Source organism: Gemmatimonas aurantiaca (assembly GCF_037190085.1).
Taxonomy (GTDB): Bacteria; Gemmatimonadota; Gemmatimonadetes; order Gemmatimonadales; family Gemmatimonadaceae; genus Gemmatimonas; species Gemmatimonas aurantiaca_A.
Genome location: NZ_JBBCJO010000002.1, coordinates 1 through 17,533 on the forward strand (window position 1 = coordinate 1; position 17,533 = coordinate 17,533).

At 66.7% G+C, this 17,533-nt stretch carries 15 protein-coding genes; 10 read left to right on the forward strand and 5 right to left on the reverse strand.

The genetic code is table 11. The annotated features are described in order from the left end of the window. Positions 1-39 precede the first annotated feature (39 nt). Together WG208_RS01650 and WG208_RS01655 are read right to left on the reverse strand one after the other, a co-directional pair. Entirely contained in the window at positions 40-3,276 is a 3,237-nt protein-coding gene (locus WG208_RS01650; protein ID WP_337170011.1) for a carboxypeptidase regulatory-like domain-containing protein, read from the reverse strand. A gap of 306 nt (positions 3,277-3,582) precedes the next feature. Further along, entirely contained in the window at positions 3,583-4,989 is a 1,407-nt protein-coding gene (locus WG208_RS01655) for an amino acid permease (RefSeq protein ID WP_337169572.1), read from the reverse strand. Between the two features lie 123 nt (positions 4,990-5,112). Between WG208_RS01655 and WG208_RS01660 the strand changes: the two genes are divergently transcribed. The 4 genes from WG208_RS01660 to WG208_RS01675 are packed head-to-tail and all read left to right on the forward strand — an operon-like array spanning position 5,113 to position 9,043. Continuing rightward, entirely contained in the window at positions 5,113-5,355 is a 243-nt protein-coding gene (locus tag WG208_RS01660) for a hypothetical protein (RefSeq protein ID WP_337169573.1), read from the forward strand. A 13-nt stretch (positions 5,356-5,368) separates the two neighbouring features. Beyond that, on the forward strand, positions 5,369-6,334 hold the full coding sequence (locus WG208_RS01665) for a COX15/CtaA family protein (RefSeq protein ID WP_337169574.1): 966 nt from the start codon (positions 5,369-5,371) through the stop codon (positions 6,332-6,334). 17 nt (positions 6,335-6,351) lie between these two features. Beyond that, complete coding sequence (locus WG208_RS01670; RefSeq protein ID WP_337169575.1) at positions 6,352-7,245, forward strand: heme o synthase; 894 nt, start codon at positions 6,352-6,354, stop codon at positions 7,243-7,245. A 31-nt stretch (positions 7,246-7,276) separates the two neighbouring features. Continuing rightward, entirely contained in the window at positions 7,277-9,043 is a 1,767-nt protein-coding gene (locus WG208_RS01675; RefSeq protein ID WP_337169576.1) for an ABC transporter transmembrane domain-containing protein, read from the forward strand. A gap of 196 nt (positions 9,044-9,239) precedes the next feature. On the opposite strand, the gene WG208_RS01680 is transcribed toward WG208_RS01675, so the two are convergent. The 3 genes from WG208_RS01680 to WG208_RS01690 all read right to left on the reverse strand — a co-directional run bounded on the left by WG208_RS01680 (position 9,240) and on the right by WG208_RS01690 (position 12,069). Further along, complete coding sequence (locus WG208_RS01680; protein ID WP_337169577.1) at positions 9,240-10,043, reverse strand: hypothetical protein; 804 nt, start codon at positions 10,041-10,043, stop codon at positions 9,240-9,242. A gap of 71 nt (positions 10,044-10,114) precedes the next feature. Continuing rightward, positions 10,115-11,296 (reverse strand): M24 family metallopeptidase, encoded by a 1,182-nt coding sequence (locus tag WG208_RS01685; RefSeq protein ID WP_337169578.1) that lies wholly within the window; start codon positions 11,294-11,296, stop codon positions 10,115-10,117. An 80-nt stretch (positions 11,297-11,376) separates the two neighbouring features. Beyond that, positions 11,377-12,069 (reverse strand): hypothetical protein, encoded by a 693-nt coding sequence (locus WG208_RS01690; RefSeq protein WP_337169579.1) that lies wholly within the window; start codon positions 12,067-12,069, stop codon positions 11,377-11,379. 103 nt (positions 12,070-12,172) lie between these two features. Between WG208_RS01690 and WG208_RS01695 the strand changes: the two genes are divergently transcribed. From WG208_RS01695 to fabF, 6 genes are all read left to right on the forward strand, one after another. After that, positions 12,173-13,000, forward strand: coding sequence for a DUF92 domain-containing protein (locus WG208_RS01695; RefSeq protein ID WP_337169580.1), 828 nt, complete (start codon positions 12,173-12,175; stop codon positions 12,998-13,000). 127 nt (positions 13,001-13,127) lie between these two features. Further along, positions 13,128-14,408 carry an FAD-dependent oxidoreductase gene (locus WG208_RS01700; protein ID WP_337169581.1) on the forward strand — a complete coding sequence of 427 codons (1,281 nt, stop codon included), beginning with the start codon at positions 13,128-13,130 and terminating at the stop codon, positions 14,406-14,408. Beyond that, complete coding sequence (locus tag WG208_RS01705) at positions 14,405-14,872, forward strand: flavin reductase family protein (protein ID WP_337169582.1); 468 nt, start codon at positions 14,405-14,407, stop codon at positions 14,870-14,872. Before WG208_RS01700 ends, WG208_RS01705 begins: the two co-directional genes overlap by 4 nt. An 87-nt stretch (positions 14,873-14,959) precedes the next feature. Beyond that, entirely contained in the window at positions 14,960-15,697 is a 738-nt protein-coding gene (locus WG208_RS01710) for a methyltransferase domain-containing protein (protein WP_337169583.1), read from the forward strand. Positions 15,698-15,726: 29 nt separating this feature from the next. Beyond that, positions 15,727-16,284 (forward strand): SRPBCC family protein, encoded by a 558-nt coding sequence (locus WG208_RS01715; protein WP_337169584.1) that lies wholly within the window; start codon positions 15,727-15,729, stop codon positions 16,282-16,284. 1 nt (position 16,285) lies between these two features. Next, a complete protein-coding gene (gene fabF, locus WG208_RS01720; RefSeq protein WP_337169585.1) occupies positions 16,286-17,533 on the forward strand; it encodes a beta-ketoacyl-ACP synthase II in 1,248 nt (415 codons plus the stop codon).

A 17,533-nucleotide genomic window follows, 5' to 3' on the forward strand; every position in this document is an offset into this window, starting at 1 on the left:
CCCCCCCCCCCCCCCCCCCCCCCCCGCCATCCACAGTCCTCAGTTGAACGTATACCGCATGCCCAACTGGAGACGCCACACATCGCTCGTGCCGGCCGTGTGCTGGAACGTGGTGTTCAGCAGATTGGCGCCGATGTTGCGCAGGCGATAGCCGAGAGCACCGTTCGCGTCGGCCCCCGTGGGAATGAGCGGCGAGTTCGACGTCACGCGCCAGCTCGCGCCCCAATTCTTGTTGATCAGGTTGTCCACGTTGAGGATGTCGAGACGCATGGACAGCGTGTTCTTCTTGCCGCCCAGGTTCTGGAACAGCTCCTGGGTGATCCCGAGGTCCGAACGCAGGTTCATCGGGAGCACGAGGCCGTTGCGTTCGGCGTACTGACCGCGACGCTTCTTGAGGTACGGATCCTGGTTGATGTAGGCCTCCCAGGCCGCCGCCTGATCGGCCGCGGTGAACGTCTTGGTCGCCGTGGCGCAGTTGGAGAGCACCGATCCCGACGCGTTGATGCAGAACTGCTGGAAGTTCATCTCCGACGTGTTGCGCGGCACGTAGATCAGATCGTTGGCCGACGCGCCGTCACCGTTGGCATCGGCGCTGAACACGTAGCTCGAGACACCGGCGGTGGCGGACTGCAGGAACAGGCCGACCGTGGTGGCGCCGAACTTGAAGTACTCCTTGCGGTACGACAGCGCGAGGAAGAACCGCTTGCCCGGCGTGTATTCCGAATATCCGACCGGCGGCGCGTTCGGATCGTTCGGTGACGGGTTGGCGTTCCAGTTCGTTCCGGCCGTGGAACCCGGGTCGTACGAATTCTTCGCGACACCGTACGAATAGGCCGTCTTGGCCACGAGCCCGCTGGCGAAGTTCTTGGTCAGCGACGCGGCATAGTTGTAGTTGGACCCCGTCGTCGCGTTGCTGATGACGTAGTTCGCCGTGACGTTGCTGTTGATGCGGTTGGCGGTCCAGCGCATGCGCTGGTCGGCACCGGTGAACTTCGTCTGTGCTGCCGGCAGATTGGCGTTGATGTAGTACGCGCCGTTCATCTCCTTGCCATACATGCCCTCGACCGTGGCGACGACGCCCCACGGCAGCTTCTGGTCGACGGCGAGCGTGGTGCGCCACTGCTGCGCGAACTTGTAGTCCGGCGCCGTGACATTGAGCTCGTACGTCGCGGCCGGCTTGCCGGTCACGTTGGTCGGCTTGTAGGAATCGACGTTCGGGTTGAACGGACGGGTCGTCGTGTTCGAGACCTGATCGAAGCCCGTGAGCACACCCGTGTTGCCGACCTGGTTCGAGACCCACACGTACGGCGGCGTGCCGGAGAACACACCCGTTCCACCACGGAGCACCGTGGTGCGGTCGCCGGACACATCCCAGTTGAAGCCGAGGCGCGGCGAGAACAGGATGTTGGCGTTGGGCATCTTGCCCGTGTTGTACCGGACCGTGTTGCCATTCTGGTCGCGGAACGAGAGCTGGTCGGCCAGCGGGTTGTCGTAGGCCGTGTTCTTGAACGAGGGGAGATCGAAGCGGGCGCCGACGTTCACCTTGAGCGTACGCGTCGGACGCCACTCGTCCTGCAGGTACCCGCCGTAGGTGAGCACGTCGAGCGGCTGCAGCGGTTCGGTATTGCCCGGGATGTTGTTGTAGCGCACCTGGAACGTGCGCAGCGTGACCGGCGACGTGGTGCGGTTGGGGTTGGCCAGGTAGCTGTTCGCGTCGGCGTAGAAGTCGGACAGCGAGTTGTAGACATACACGCCGTACGAGCCGGAGTAGAACACGTTGTCCGAGTGGTACTTCTGGAACGTGACACCGGCCGTCAGCTCGTGCTTGCCGTAGTAGGCCGTGAAGTTGTTCTGGAGCTGCCACGTGTTGTACATCAACTGATTCGACGGCGTGAACGGCTCGAAGCCGAACGAGATGTAGTTCGTGCCGTTGTTCAGGATGTCGACCAGCGGGAACGGCGAGCTCTTGTAGCCGCGGTTCTCGTTGTTCGTGGTGTAGCCGCCGATGATCTGGTTGGAGAACCGGCCGTTGCCGAACTGCGAGTTGAGTTCACCGATCCACGACTTGCTGTTCTCGAGGATGCTGTACCCGGAGTTCTGGTAGCTCATCGAGTTCTGGTTGTCGCGGCGGTTGCCGAAACCCAGCGACGTGGAATTCGAGATCGGCTGGTCGGCGTGCGAATTGAGCTGGCTGTACCGGAAGCTGAACTTGTTCCGGTCGTTGATGTTCCAGTCCAGCTTGCCGATGTACCGGGACGACGGCGTGCCGAGATCCCATCCCTGATACGGGCCGGTCTCGTAGTTGAACTTGTCCCGGAGGAACGTGCTGAGCGTCGACAGATCGGAATCGAGGACGCGCGACTGGTTGCCCGTCAGCGCCTGCGAGCCGGAATTGGCCATCCAGGTGGTGCCCGGCGAGGTCAGTTCGTCCTGCTCGTAGTCGAAGAAGAAGAACAGCTTGTTGCGGATGATCGGACCGCTGATGAACCCGCCCGGCTGATTGAACTTGAAGGTGCCGCGGTTGACCGCCAGACCGGCCGTGCTGTCACCCATGAGGCCCTGGTGACGCCAGGTGTAGTAGACCGCACCCTTGAATTCGTTCGTGCCGCTCTTCGTGACGGCATTCACGCCGGCGCCGGTGAAGTTGCCCTGGCGCACGTCGAACGGGGCCACGTTCACCTGCAGCTGCTCGATGGCGTCGATCGGGATCGGCGACACACTCGTGCGCGCACCGGGCGAGGAGCCGAGGCCGAACGAGTTGTTGAAGTAGGAACCGTCGAGCGTGATGTTGTTCAGGCGATTGTCCTGGCCCGCGAAGGAACCGCTGCGGCCGGACTGCGGCGTCAGACGCGTGAAGTCGGTGATCGTGCGGCCGATGGTCGGGAACGCCGTGATCTGCTGCGACGTGATGGTCGTCGACGCACCGGTGTTCTGCGAACTCATCGCACCGCCGGTGGCCGTCACCTGCATCCCCGTCAGCGTGACGACGGCCTGCTTCATCTCGAGGGTGACGTCGGTGGCCGTGCCGAGCTCGATGTACAGGCCTGCCTGCGTGTGACGCTCGTACCCCAGCGCCAGGGCCGACACCGTGTACGGCCCACCCACGCGCACCGCGGGAATCGTGAAACGTCCCTCGGCACGCGTGATGGCCTCGTACCGGGTGCCCGACGGTTCGTGCACGGCGGTGACCCGCGCTCCAACCAACGGGCCATTCTCGCCAATCACCTTGCCCGCGAACGAGCCGGTGGTGACGCCCTGTGCCTGGGCGCCTTGCATGGCGCTCACTGCCAGCGCTGCAAGCAACGCTGCCTTTCGCCACAAATGCCGCATACTTCTCTATCTCCTGAACCGACGGGTTGACGGTCGATCTCGCGAATTGTGCTCGTCCACGGAAACGGCCCGGGCGTCCAACGAACAGGGGGCGATGATCGCTGCGACCCGACCGTTACAAACCGGCCGCCACCTGAATCGTTTCACGAATCAAGTAATGGCGCGCCGTCCGGCCGAATCGCATCCTGCTCGCTCAAGCTCGCAAACTTCGCACGGAATGGGGGGCGTTGTCGAGAGGATCCATGGGCCCATTCACCGCACGCCCTTCACCGGTTTTCCGACGGTCAGAAAGTACACCGGGACACCCAGCAGAATGACGCCGAATACGCCCAAAGTCCCCCATCGCTGTGCGGGATCCATGAGAGCGTTACCCAGCAGGAACAGCGTGGCCAGACAGAACAACGCCGGCACGAACGGATACAATGGCGTCCGCACCGGCGGATTCCAGTCGGGACGGCGCCGCAACTTGAAGACCGCACCGATGCTCAGCACGTAGAACACGAGCGACGCCGTCACAAAAATGTCCGCCAGCTGCTCGAACGACCGGAGCAGCACGAAGGCCACCCCCAGCGTGCCGGTCATGATGATGGCCACGTAGGGCGTCTTGAACCGGGGGTGCACGGCTGCCACTTGCCGGAAAAAGAGCCCATCATCGGCCAACGCAAAAAAGATGCGCGGACCGGTGAGCAGCGATCCGTTCACCGATCCGAAGGTCGACAGCAGCACCGTGAACGACACCAAGGTCACCCCGATCGGCCCCACCAGCCGGAGCGCCACGTCGGCCGCCACCAGACGCGCCCCGCGGATCTCGTCCACCGACAGCACCGACAGATAGGCGATGTTGGCCAGCAGGTAGATCACAATGATGCTGAGGGTGCCGAGCACGATGGCTTTGGGCAGTGTACGCCGGGGGTCGGACACCTCGCCGGCGACCTTCGACAGATCGCCCCAGCCGTCGAAGGCCCACAACACCGAAACGAGGGCCAGTCCGAACGCCGACACCGAGAAGCTCCCCGGTGGCACGGCCGGCGTGAAATGGCCACCGGTCTTCGGCAACCCGACGATGAATGCCAGCAGCACGATGATCACCAGCCCGCCGTACTTGGCGATGGTGGTGAGATTCTGCACCAGGGAGCCCCACCGCAGGCCGACCACATTGATCGTCGCCATGAGCGCCAGCGCGCCGGCGGCCAGATAGTGCGCGTAGTTGTCGTACGGGGCAGCCGAGGGGTCGTAGCCCAGGGCCCGGATGAAATACTCCCCGAACGTGAGCGAGATGCCCCCCAGTGCCGCGGCGCGGATGAGCGTGAGCTCGGACCAGCCGTAGAGAAACGCGGGCAGGCGTCCCCAGGCTTCGCGGATGTACACGAAGTAGCCGCCGGTGCGCGGGAGGGCCCCGGCCAGTTCGGCCAGCGTCAGGGCACCGCAGAGCGCAAACAGACCGCCGGTGGCCCACACGGCGAGCAGCGGCAGGGGGCCGGGCAACTTGTCCGCGATGCCGGCCGGAGAGCGGAAGATCCCGGAGCCGATCGTGGTGCCGACGAGCACGGCGATCGCACTCCACAGGCCAAGCTGGCGGGGGAGTTCGGCGGGCGACGCGGATGCCGGCGAGGCGCCGGAGTCCGCCGAGGCGTTGGAGCGGGGAGAGGAGGTGGCCATGGTCCGCTATGCTAGTGCGTGGGACGCCGGATCGCACGGGGCGGCCTCCGGGAGGGTGAGGGTGCGGCCGGGTGGGGGGATGGGTGTGCGGCGCACTGGTCGATCGCCTACCTTTCCATGGATATGTCTTCCGTTGCCACCTGGACGCTGCCCCCGTCGCTCGGCCCCACGCTGTTCTGGGTCGCCGTGGGGGTCTCGGCGATCGCCCAGCTGTTCATCCTGCGGGCGGTGTTCCGCACGCTGCCATCGGCTCCTGCATCCAGCGCCGTTCCGGCGCCCCGGCGGTGGGCCGAGGTATTCTGGGCCGTCATCCCCGTGTTCGGCCTCGTCGCGGCTTTCTGGGGCGCCTGGCGCGCCCTGCCCTGATACGGTTTTCACCATGTCCTCGCCTTCCGCCGCGCCCTCGCTGGCACCGGCTTCCGTTCGCAACGCGGCCTGGGTCGCGTTCGCCGTCTCCCTCGTCCACATCATCTTCGGCGCCATCGTCCGCATCACCGGATCGGGCATGGGATGTGGCGACAACTGGCCGAAGTGTTACGGGCACTGGATTCCGCCCTTCGACCGCATCGATCTCATCATCGAGGTCACGCACCGCTATCTCGCGCTCGCCCTGCTGCTGAGCATCGCGGCCCTGGCGTTCACGGCGTGGCGCCATCGGTCGGTGCCGGCTGTGGGCGCGCATGGCGGCGTCTGGAAGGCGGCGCAATTGTCGATCGTCCTCTGGATCGCACCGGCCGTGTTCGGAGCGATCACGGTCTTTGCCGGCAATCCGGCCTGGGCCACGGTGGTGCACAAGTTGCTCGCCGCGTCGCTGCTGGCCGTGCTGGCGGTGGCGGTGATCCGTGCGGGGGGCCTGGGTGGAGACAGCATCCGCTTCGCCAGGGGCACGACGAAGGCGGTCGGCGGCGCGACCGCGGCCGCCGCGCTGGCGCTGGTGGTCGTGCTGCTCGGTGGACTGACCGCCAAGTTGCCCGGCGCCGCAGTGGCGTGCGCGGGGTTCCCGTTGTGCGGTGAAGGATCACTGGGCGGCGGCGCCCAGCATGTGCAGCTCACGCACCGCATTCTCGCCTACCTGCTGGTGCTGCATCTCATCTCGCTGCCCATGATCTTCCGCAAACGTGGCGAGCCGCGCGCGGTGATCACGGCCGCGTGGTTCGCCCTGACGTTCGGGGTGCTGCAGATCGTCTGGGCAGGCTGGATGGTCACCGGTGGATTCCCCACGGTGGTGCGCTCGCTGCACCAGGCCACGGGCATGCTCATCTGGGCGTCGGCGTTCGTCATGGCCTATCTCGCGCGCATCGCGGCCGGCCGTTCGGTGATCGCCTCGGCACCACGTTCCCCGTGAGTGGTCCGGCCACCCGCATGACCGCGGACGCCGAGCAGACGCCACTGTCGCGCGATCTGGTGAGCCTCACCAAACCGCGCATCATTTCGCTGTTGCTGGTCACCACGGCCGCCCCGATGTATGCGGCAGGGTCCCCCTCGTGGCTGACCGTGCTGCTCGTCATGATCGGCGGCTATCTGATGGCCGGCGGCGCGAACGCGGTCAACATGTATCTCGATCGGGACATCGACGACGTGATGGCCCGCACGCGTCTGCGTCCCATTCCGAGTGGACGCATGGCGCCCATTCAGGTGCTCGCGTTCGGCGTGGCCTGCGCCACGTTCGCCACCTGGATGCTGGCGTATTTCGTGAATGTGCTCACGGGCATGCTGGCGCTGGCGGGCTTCTATTTCTACGTCTTCATCTACACACGATGGCTCAAGCGGTCGTCGCCGCAGAACATCGTGATCGGTGGCGCCGCCGGTGCGTTTCCGCCACTGGTGGGATGGGCGGCCGTGACCGGCACGCTCGATGTGACGGCACTGCTGCTGTTCCTCATCGTGTTCTACTGGACGCCCCCGCACTTCTGGGCGCTCGCGCTGCTCAAGCAGGTGGACTACGGTCGCGCGCGCGTACCGATGGCGCCGCTCGTGTGGGGCGAACGCGAGACCATGCATCAGATGGTGTGGTACACGGTCATCCTGCTCGCGCTCACACTGCTGCCGGCGCTCTATGGGGCGTTCGGTCTGCTGTATCTGCTGTCGGCGGTGGTGCTGGGCGCACTGCTGATGGGCGGCGTGCTGCGGGTGTTGTCGGCCGCCCGTCGTGGCGCCCCGTGGACGGGGCCGGCGTGGTGGGTATACAAGTACTCCCTGCTCTATCTCGCGCTGCTGTTCCTGGCCATGGCGGTCGACCGGGCCATCACGCGATGACACACGCAACGCACCACGCCGTGAGCGTTTCATGAGCGCTGGCACCTCCGGGCGGCGTGGCTTCGTTTCGCCACGACCACTCGTGCGGATGGTGCCGCTGCTGCGTCCGTACACCGCCCGTCTGGCGGTGGCGTTCGTGTTCCTGCTCGTTGCCGCCGCCGCGGGCCTGGTGTTCCCGGGCGTACTGCGGTTTCTCCTCGATGCGGCCTTCGAGCAGCGTGACCGGCAGGCGCTCGATCGGATCGCGCTCGGGTTGCTCGGAGTCTTCGCGATCCAGGGTGTGGCCAACTACATCCAGGTCCGTCTGCTGTCGTCGACGACCGAACGCATCATCGCGACGTTGCGGGAACACACCTTCGCGCATCTGATCCGGTTGTCGGCGGCGTTTTTCACCGAACGCCGCACGGGTGAACTCACCAGTCGTCTGAGCAGCGATCTGGCACTGTTGCAGTCGCTGCTGGGCACCTGGTTGTCGGAACTGTCGCGCCAGACGTTGTTCCTGGTGGGCGGTGTGCTCATGATGGTGATCACCAACCCGCGTCTGGCGCTCACCACGCTGGCGGTGGTGCCCCTGGTGGTGGGTGCCGCGTTGACGTTCGGACGGGCGCTGCGCCGTGCGAGTACGGGCGTACAGGATCGGATAGCGGAAGCCATGGGCATGGCCGACGAAGCCTTCGGCGCCATCCGCACCGTGCAGAGCTTCACACGGGAAGCGGAAGAGACCCGGCGTTTCCAGCACCTGCTGCAGGAACTCGTGCAGGTGGCGGTGGAACGCGCCCGCACCCGCGCGCTGTTCTTCAGCGTGGTGGGATTCGTGGCGTTCGGCTCGGTGGCCGCCGTGTTGTGGCAGGGTGGTGTACAAGTCCTCGGCGGACAGCTCACGGCGGGCGCGCTGGTGGCGTTTCTCTTCTATGCACTGTTCGTCGCCGCGGCGGTGGGTTCACTGGCCACCCTGTTCGGCAACTTCCAGGAAGCGGTCGGTGCCGCGAGCCGGGTGTTCGAACTGCTCGACACCGAGCCCACGGTGCAGGAACCCGCGTCCGCGACGCCACTGGCACAGCCGGTACGCGGAGCCATCGCACTGGAGTCGGTGTCCTTCCGGTACGCCACCGATCAACCCGATGTGCTGCACGATGTGTCGCTGAACGTGACGCCGGGAGAGATCGTGGCACTGGTGGGACGCTCGGGCGCGGGCAAGACCACCATTGCGTCGCTGGTGCCACGTTTCTGGGATGTCACGCAGGGCCGCATCACACTCGACGGGTGCGATGTGCGCGCGCTGTCTCTGCACACGCTGCGCGAAGCGATCGGCATGGTGCCGCAGGAATCGGTGCTGTTCAGCGGGACGATCCGTGAGAACATCGCCTATGCACGTCCCACGGCGTCCGATGCAGAGGTGCTGCGGGCCGCACGCGCGGCCCATGCATGGGAGTTCATCGAGCGTCTGCCGGAGGGGTGGAATACGCGCGTGGGCGAGCGCGGTGTGAAGCTGTCGGGCGGACAACGCCAGCGTATCGCGATCGCCCGCGTGTTTCTCAAGGATCCGGCCGTGGTGATCCTCGACGAAGCGACGTCGAGTCTCGACACCGAGAGCGAGCGTTTCGTGGAGCAGGCGCTCGAGGAGTTGCTCGAGGGACGCACGACGCTGATCATCGCGCACCGTCTGAGTACCGTGCGCCGCGCCGATCGGGTGGTGGTCCTCGATCAGGGGCGCGTGGTGGAAACCGGCAGCCACGACGAACTGCTGGCACAGGCCGATGGCATGTACGCGAGGTTGTATCAGATCGGGGTGAGCTGACGGGGGCGATATTGACTGGGGCGGGTGCCTGCGGCACCCGCCCCTTTTGTATCAAGAGGGAGCAGGAGGGAGCTGGTCAGGAGGGAGTTCCATAGGCTCTCTTCGACAGGCTCTATCGATCTCCTCCCTGACCAGCTCCTCCCTGCTCCCTCCTGAAACAGAAGCCCCGCGACGCCGAAGGCGTCGCGGGGCCATCCTAATACCCCAGCTCCACCTTCGTCAGCACATTGGCCTCCACACGCACGGCCTTGTGTTGCACGCCCAGGTGCTCGTGCCAGACCACGAGCTGATACCGACCCGGGGGAACGTGATCGAAACGGAACGTTCCGTCCGGCGCCGTCACTGCCGCAAACGGATGCGGTGAGATCAGCAGCCAGGCTTCGACCCACGGATGCAGATCGTCGCTGACCCGCACCAGTCCGGGCACGGCGGCCGGACCGGCGGTGGGCACCACCTGCCCCGCATCGCTGAACAGCATGGTCGCCCGACTGCGTTCGCCGTCTCCCACCGCCGTGAACTGCAAGCGCGACATCATCGCATCGCGACTGTTCACCATGAGTGTGCCGCCAAGGGCCACCCGTTGCAGCCGAGGATCGAGTCGGCAGCCGTCCAGGGTGAGGCGTACACGGCGGGGCCCATCGTCGCGGGGTCCCGTCTTCACGCCCACCAGCCACACGGCCGCGTTACCCACGCCGCCATCCGTGCTGGCGATCATCGACTCGCTGAACGGACGACACACTTCGACATCCTTGGTGGGCATGATCATCGTGTCGCGCGGCGCAGCGCCGGTGACACGGCCAAGAATGGTGCCCGGCGCGGGCACATCCCCCACCGTGTACACCGAACCGTCACGCCCGCCGGCCGCGCGCGCCAGTGATGTGGCATCGAGTGCGCCGGTCACGACGTCTCCATCTCCCGCCACTTCGGCAATCCGCGTGGCCCGCTCGTTCCCGTCGCCGCACGCCGACACGAACATCAGCATCAGCATCAGCATCGGCATGGGCGCCAGCAATGCCGCGGCGCATGATATCGTCCCCCGTCTCCGACGCGGATTGCCCCACCACACCCGCATCAGACGATGAACAGGTCGCGCTGTGGCGTGGTCGGGGTGATGAGCAACGCCTCCTCACCAACGAAGGCATTCACTTCACTGCGCACACCGAGTTCGCCGGGGAGGTACACACCGGGCTCGATGGAGAATCCGACACCGGGAATGAGCAACCGATCGTCACGTGATTCGAGATTGTCGATCTGCGGACCGGAGCCATGCAGTTCGCGGGCGTCGATGCTGTGCCCCGTGCGATGCCAGAAGTGCGGTCCGAAGCCCCGCGCTTCGATCACCGCGCGCGCGGCGTCATCCGCTTCGCCGCCCCGCACCGGCGTCCCCGAGGCAATCCGCTCCTGCAGCAATGCGAGTGCGGCGTCGCGGGCGTCACGTACCGCCTCCCACACCGTCACCACACGATCCGAGGGCGCGCCCAGCGATGCCATCCACGTCTGGTCGGCGTACACCCCGCCACCGATCTCGCGGGCCCACAGGTCCACCAGCAACACATCGCCCTGCACCACCAGACGGGGCGTGTCGGCCGACGGCGCATAGTGCGGATTGGCCGCATTCTCCGAAGCCGCCACGTCGGGGCCATGATCCGTTTCCAGACCGACGCGTGCAAACGCGTCGAGAATGCGCGCCTGCAGTTCATGCTCGGCCGCGGGCGTGCCGGCCGCCACCATCGCGCCGGCATACGCGATGGTCTCGCGGGCAATCGTCGCGATGTGTTCGGCGGCCCGTTCGTGCGACGCCCGTTGTGCCGGCGTCCACGTGGCGTAGATCTCCGACACGAGCTCGCCGGAGCTCACCACCGCGGCGCCACTCGCCCGCACGAGTTCGAGCACACCCGCGGGAACGCGATCGAGATACGGAATCGCATCACCGGGCGAGTACTCCATCGCCACCCGCTTCCCCGCCACCAGCATCCGCACTTCCGCTTCGAGCGCGCGCCAGCCGCTGTAGGTGTGCAGGGGCCACGCCCTGGGCCACCGGGCCCACGGATTCGGCTCGATGGCGTGCGCGATGCCCACCGGCGTGCCCTTCCGCGGGATGAACGCGAAGATGCGACGCGTCACCATGCCTTCGAACCCCAGCAGACCCTGCGCGATCGCGTTGGTGCCGCGGAAATCGTAGAGCAGCCAACCATCGAGATTCGCGTCGGCCAGCAATTGCTGGAGACGCGGCAGCAGTTCGGGAGTCAGCATCGCATCACCATCGCAGCGGAATCCAACGGAGAAAGGGGAGAGCGTTCGACCGGAACCGCGACCGCACGCAGGACGTCCGACTACCGACGACGCCAGTCCGTGCGCCACTGGCAGCGCGAATCGCCACGACTGCGGCACAGGACATGTTCCACCGCGCCATCGGCTTCGGCCAGCAGGTGGAGCGATTCCCGGAACGCCGCTTCGTACAGGCCGCATCCCGCCGCGCGGGGCGCCGCATCGGCGGACACCGGCGAGACGACTTCCAGCACCAGCGTACTCCCCTGACGCACGAGAGTGCCATCCATGTAGCGGCGCGCGAGACGACGCAGGATGCGCAGCGCCACCGGACGGGCGATCAGCGCGGGGAGACCACGCGCGGCCGACCGACGAAGCGTACTCACACTTTCCATCAACGATCGGGCCCAGCGCCGACCGGCCTCGCGGAATGCGAGATCGGCATCGGGACGGCGTCCGATCAGTCGCGCCAGCGCCAGCACTTCGTCGTAATTGACCCGCTGGCCGGTGCGCACCGCATCGCCGTATCGCCGGATTTGCTGGAGCACGGTCTCACTGAGCCCCAGGCGCTTGTTGCGCAGCTCATGCACGAGCTCGGCATCGAGTTCGGCCGCCGGCGTGTCGATGGCCTTCACGGCTTCGAGCAGCGCCAATGGCAGACGCGCATCGAGCGGGCCTCCCGCCAGTGCGAGCGTCACATCGGTATGCGGTGTGGCGCGGGTGGGCCGGCCATCCAGAATGGGAGACACGTGATGCATGAACCCGCATGCTAACGTGTCCACGGTCACGCATTCAAGCGGACAGCCCGTCGGCATGAGAGATTGCGGCCAATTCTCCCGAATCCGACCATTTTTCGTACCGATGCCCCACGCGCCGTCTCCATTTTCCGTCCTGATCGGCTGCGGTGCCGCGCTCGCCATCGCGTTCGCCGCCTGGCGAAAAGGCAGTCTTTCGGGCTCCGGTGCCGTGGCGGCCGCCATCGGCGGCGCGTTGTCGATGCTCGCCGGCCTGCCGTGGGGTGTCTTTCTGGTGGTGTGGTTCCTGTATGCGTCGTTGCTCTCACGCGCCGGGCGCGACGCCAAAGCCGCCCGCACCGGTGAGATCATTGCCAAGGGCGGACGGCGGGACGCCTGGCAGGTGCTGGCCAACGGTGGGGTGTATTTTGCCCTCGCCGCCTGGACGGTGGGCACCGCGCTCGGCGCACCGGGGGACCCGCTCGATCCGGCCGTGCTGGCAGCGGCCGCGCTGGTGGCCGCCGGTGCCGACACCACGGCCACCGAGGTGGGCACCTGGTGGCGTGGCGCCTCCGTTTCCGTCCGCACCTGGCAGCAGGTGCCCGCCGGCACCTCCGGCGCGGTGAGCCTCATGGGTTCCCTGGCCATGGTGGCGGCCGCGGTGGTCCTGGCCGGCGTAGCGGTGACGGCCGGACTCATCTCCTCGCGAGCGCTCTGGGTGGTTGCCGCGGCCGGTGTGGTGGGAGCCGTGATCGACACACTGCTCGGCGCCACCCTGCAGGCGCGCCGGATCTGCCGGCGCTGCGGCAAAGCCACCGAACAACGTGTGCATCGATGTGGAGGCGAGACGGGCCTGACCGGTGGTCTCTCCTGGATGGACAACGACATGGTCAACGCGCTCTGCACGCTGGCGGCGGCAGGGGTGGCCGCACTGCTGTCCGTCATGCCGGGGTAGTCACTGGCCAGCCGCGCCCCGGCGTCACGCCCCGTCGGGCAGGGGTTAGCTTTCAAAATTCCTGTGCGCGATTCGTGCGCGATTCATATGCGCTTCGTGTGCTCGGCACTCACGTGATGGTGAGGCGATGGCCCGCATGAGCGATGGATGGCAGGTGATCGTCGTGGGCGGAGGACCGGCGGGTGCATCGGCCGCCTGGCATTGCGCACAGGCCGGTCTCGCTGTGTGCCTCGTGGACCGGGCGCGATTTCCGCGCGCCAAACCCTGCGCGGAATACGTGAGTCCCGAAGGCAGCCGCATTCTCGATCGCATGGGCGCGCTCTCCCCTCTCGAGCGAGGCGGCGCGACGTACCTCACCGGCATGGTGGTGCACGCTCCGTCGGGCGGACGTATCCACGGCGAGTTCGCCGCCCGTCACGGCTATCGTGGCTTTCGCGATCGCGGCCTGGGTATCCGTCGGGAATTTCTCGATGCACTGCTGCTCGACCGCGCACGTGCCGCCGGCGTCGAGGTCCTCGAAGAAGCCCGCGTGACGCAGTTGCGGCACGATGCCCATGGCCAGGTGAACGGCGTGGATATTGCAACGGATACCGGCACACGTGCCCTGCAGGCCCCGCTGGTGATCGGTGCCGATGGCCTCAATTCGGTGGTGGCACGCCGGGCCGGACTGGCGCATCGCTCGCGATGGCTGCGTCGGGTAGCCTATGTCGCACACTACCGGGACGTGCGCGCCATGAGCAGTCTCGGTGAGATGCACGTGACCGACAACGGCTACGTCGGTCTGGCGCAGGTGGGTGATGGTCAGGGCCATGGCCAAGGTGATGGCGACGGCACCGCCGTGACCAACGTGGCCGTGGTCGTCCCCACACGTTTCGCGCAGCAGCAGCGCGCAACACCGGAGGCCATGCTCGAAGGATGGCTCGCCGCACATCCGGTGCTCGCCAAGCGATTCGTCGACGCCGTACGGGTCACACCGGTACGGGCGGTGGGGCCGTTTGCGTCACATGCCCGTCGCGCCTGGGCGCCCGGTGTACTGCTCACGGGCGACGCTGCCGATTTTCTCGATCCATTCACGGGCGAAGGCATTTTTGCCGCGCTGGTCGGTGGTGAACTGCTCGCGCCGATCGCGCATGACCTCGTGCACACCTCCGACATGACCGCCCGGCGCCGCATATTCGAAGCCTACGAACACACGCGCAACACCACCTTCGGTGGGAAATGGCGACTGGAACGGCTCATTGCGCTGGCCGTCGCCTGGCCTCCTCTGCTCAATCGTGCGGCACGGGCACTGTCCCGTGATCGTGACCTCGCGGATCTCCTCATCGGCGCCACGGGGGATTTTGTACCTGCCTCCGCCGTACTGTCTCCCCGGATGCTCCTTCGCTTCCTCTCGTCTGCTCTTCCATGATCGACCAGGATCTCTTCCGCGCCGTACTCGGACGGTTCGCCAGCGGTGTCACCGTCGTCACCGTGCGTGATGCGGCCGGCGTGCCCCATGGCATGACCGTCAGTGCGTTTTCGTCGCTGAGTCTCGACCCGGCGCTCATTCTCGTCTGCATCGGCAACGAGGCCGCCACCGCCCCGGTGATGGCCAACGCCAGGACCTTCGCCGTGAACGTGCTGCGCGACGATCAGGAGGCCGTATCCCGGCGGTTCGCGAGCCCCGGTGGCCACCGGTTCGACGGCATCGGTTACAGCGACGAAGGGGACCCCAAGCTGGACGGCGTCCTGGCCTGGCTGCAGTGCCGTATCGTTGCCCGGCACCCGGCGGGTGATCATGAAATCTATGTGGGCCAGATCGAGCAGGCCGGCCTGCACGAAGGCCGCCCGCTGCTCTACTACCGTGGAGGGTATGCGACACTCGAACGATGAGCGTTCGACCCGATGGCGCGGAGGGGAAGCGGATCACCTGCCGACTGGCCGGCAGAGTGCCCCGCGAACCGTCGCGCCTTCCGGATCATGCTGACCCCGGCCCGTCGTCGCGGAGAGGAACTCCTCGACGATCCTGCCGCGGACGGCCATCTCGCGCTGCGTTCGTTGCGGGATGTGGCGCTCGCCAACCGGTTCTTCGGCGGGCGACGGGCCGTTCTCCTCGCCCTCGCCCCGATCCTGCGTGAATGGCGCGGCGCTCCCGCACCGCCTTCGGGGCCGCGCTCACCGGCCACACCATTGACCATTCTCGATCTCGGCACCGGGCTCGCTGACATTCCGGCCGCCGCCGTGCGTCTGGCCCGTCGCCAGGGAATCGACGCCTCCGCCATCGGTGTCGAGCGGACATGGCTGCTGGCCAGAACCGCCGCCGGACGGTGCGGGAATGCCGTGACCGGCGATGCCCTGCACCTGCCCCTCGCCGATGCCAGCGTGGATATCGTCACCTGCTCCCAGGTCCTGCATCACTTCGACGGTGAACAGGCCGAACGCCTCCTGCGCGAGTGCACCCGCGTGGCCCGACGCGCCGTGATCGTGGCCGATCTCCGCCGCAACTGGCTGGCAGTGGCCGGACTGTGGGCCGGCTCGTTCCTGCTGAGGTTTCATCCTGTCAGTCGTCACGACGGGATGCTTTCCGTCCTGCGCGGGTACACAGACGGGGAACTGCGCGCGCTCGTGCATCACGCCACGGGGTGCGTTCCACAGATCCGTCGCTCCCTGGGTTTCCGTCTCTCCGCCACCTGGCATCCGCCCTCCAGCAAGGCCTGAGAAACACATGAGCACTACATGAGCACTACATGACGAGCCCACAAACCCGGGCGGGAGGCGCGCAGGGTCCGCCCTTCCTGCTGGGCCCTCCGCCGCGCGACCGGCTCGTCGTCACCATCGATGAGCAGATCGTCCGCGCATCGCCCGCCGGGATATTCGCGGTCGCAGCGGCCGTGGAGGAATGGCCGGCGCATCTCGCGCACTATCGTCATGTGCGCTTCCTCGAACGTCGCGCCGATGGCGGCGGCATCGTCGACATGTCCGCGAACCGTCCGTTCGGTCTGCTCGACTGGCCCACGTGGTGGCGTTCGCAGATGGCGGTCGATCGCGACGCGCCCTTCATCCGTTTCCACCACATCGGCGGAGTGACCACGGGCATGGATGTCGAATGGAGCTTCACCCCCGTGGAAGGCGGCACGCTCACCCGCATCGTGCACACGTGGAACGGTCCGCACTGGCCGCTCGTTTCGTCGTTTGCGGCGCGGGAGATCATCGCCCCCGTCTTCGTGCACGGCATCGCCTCCCGCACTCTCGCCGGTCTCGCGGCGGTGGCGGAACGACATTCCTCCCGTGCCCTGGACCGCTGACATGCACATGCCCCGCCGTGTCGTTCTCACCGGCATCGGATGCGTCACGCCCATCGGCATCGGCGCCCAGGCGCTCTGGGCTGGCTTACGCGCCGAGCGCAGTGCGATCGACGTCGTGACCCGCTTCGACGCGTCGATCTTCCGCTCGCAGTGTGCCGCGCAGATCGACGGGTTCGATGCCACCCGATGGCTCGATCCACGACGCGTCAAACGTCTCGATCGGTTCGGCCAGTTTGCCGTGGTGAGCGCACAGCTGGCGCTCGAGGATGGCGATCTCGATCTGGAGCAGGAGGATCGTGAGCGCGTGGGCGCGATGATGGGCACGGCACTCGCCGGCGTGGGCTATGCCGAGGAACAGGCGGCCCGTTTTCAGCAGCATGGACTGCGAGGTGTGGATGCTACGCTGGCGCTGGCCGTCTTCGGCGGCGCGGCCAGTTGCAACCTCGCCATCGAATTCGGCATCAGTGGCCCCAACAGCACGAACGCCATGAGCTGCGCATCGGGGAGCATGGCCATCGGCGAAGCGTTCCGTCAGGTCCGTGATGGATACGCCGACGTGATGCTCGCCGGTGGATCGGAAGCTCCGCTGGCCACCCTCTGCTTCGGCGCCTTTGCGCTCATCCGCGCCATGAGCGTCAGCAACGATGACCCGGCGCATGCATCGCGTCCTTTCGACCGGGACCGCGATGGCTTCGTCATGGGCGAGGGCGCGGCCGTGCTGTTGCTCGAGGAGCGCGAACACGCACTGGCCCGCGGGGCGCGCATCTACGCCGAAGTGCTTGGTTATGGCACGACCAACGATGCGCATCACATGACGGCGCCGCTGCCCACGGGGGCGCAGGCTGCCCGGTGCATGCGCATGGCGCTACGCGATGCCCGGTGCGCGCCGGAGGCGATCGACTACATCAACGCCCATGGAAGCAGCACACCGCTCAACGATCCCACCGAAGTGGTCGCCATCAAGTCGGTGTTCGGCGATCACGCCTACCGGATTCCGGTCTCGAGCACCAAGGGCTACTACGGTCACGCGCTCGGCGCGTCAGGGGCCTTCGAAGCCGCCATCAGCGCGCTGGCGCTGACGCATCAATGGGTGCCGCCCACCGTGGGACTCGTGACGGCCGACGATTCCTGCGATCTCGATCATGTACCCGGTACGGGACGTGCGATGCCGATACGCACCGTGATGTCGAACTCGTTCGGTTTCGGCGGGATCAATGCCGCTCTCGTGATGAGAGCGGCGAGCGATTGA

Coding starts and splice junctions, on each gene's coding strand:
- WG208_RS01680 (WP_337169577.1), bottom strand. CDS start 10,043: ATGCCGATGCTGATGCTGATGCTGATGTTCGTGTCGGCGTGCGGCGAC.
- WG208_RS01675 (WP_337169576.1), top strand. CDS start 7,277: ATGAGCGCTGGCACCTCCGGGCGGCGTGGCTTCGTTTCGCCACGACCA.
- WG208_RS01705 (WP_337169582.1), top strand. CDS start 14,405: ATGATCGACCAGGATCTCTTCCGCGCCGTACTCGGACGGTTCGCCAGC.
- WG208_RS01670 (WP_337169575.1), top strand. CDS start 6,352: ATGACCGCGGACGCCGAGCAGACGCCACTGTCGCGCGATCTGGTGAGC.
- WG208_RS01700 (WP_337169581.1), top strand. CDS start 13,128: ATGGCCCGCATGAGCGATGGATGGCAGGTGATCGTCGTGGGCGGAGGA.
- WG208_RS01710 (WP_337169583.1), top strand. CDS start 14,960: ATGCTGACCCCGGCCCGTCGTCGCGGAGAGGAACTCCTCGACGATCCT.
- WG208_RS01690 (WP_337169579.1), bottom strand. CDS start 12,069: ATGCATCACGTGTCTCCCATTCTGGATGGCCGGCCCACCCGCGCCACA.
- WG208_RS01685 (WP_337169578.1), bottom strand. CDS start 11,296: ATGCTGACTCCCGAACTGCTGCCGCGTCTCCAGCAATTGCTGGCCGAC.
- WG208_RS01665 (WP_337169574.1), top strand. CDS start 5,369: ATGTCCTCGCCTTCCGCCGCGCCCTCGCTGGCACCGGCTTCCGTTCGC.
- WG208_RS01695 (WP_337169580.1), top strand. CDS start 12,173: ATGCCCCACGCGCCGTCTCCATTTTCCGTCCTGATCGGCTGCGGTGCC.
- WG208_RS01660 (WP_337169573.1), top strand. CDS start 5,113: ATGTCTTCCGTTGCCACCTGGACGCTGCCCCCGTCGCTCGGCCCCACG.
- WG208_RS01650 (WP_337170011.1), bottom strand. CDS start 3,276: ATGCAAGGCGCCCAGGCACAGGGCGTCACCACCGGCTCGTTCGCGGGC.
- WG208_RS01655 (WP_337169572.1), bottom strand. CDS start 4,989: ATGGCCACCTCCTCTCCCCGCTCCAACGCCTCGGCGGACTCCGGCGCC.
- fabF (WP_337169585.1), top strand. CDS start 16,286: ATGCACATGCCCCGCCGTGTCGTTCTCACCGGCATCGGATGCGTCACG.
- WG208_RS01715 (WP_337169584.1), top strand. CDS start 15,727: ATGACGAGCCCACAAACCCGGGCGGGAGGCGCGCAGGGTCCGCCCTTC.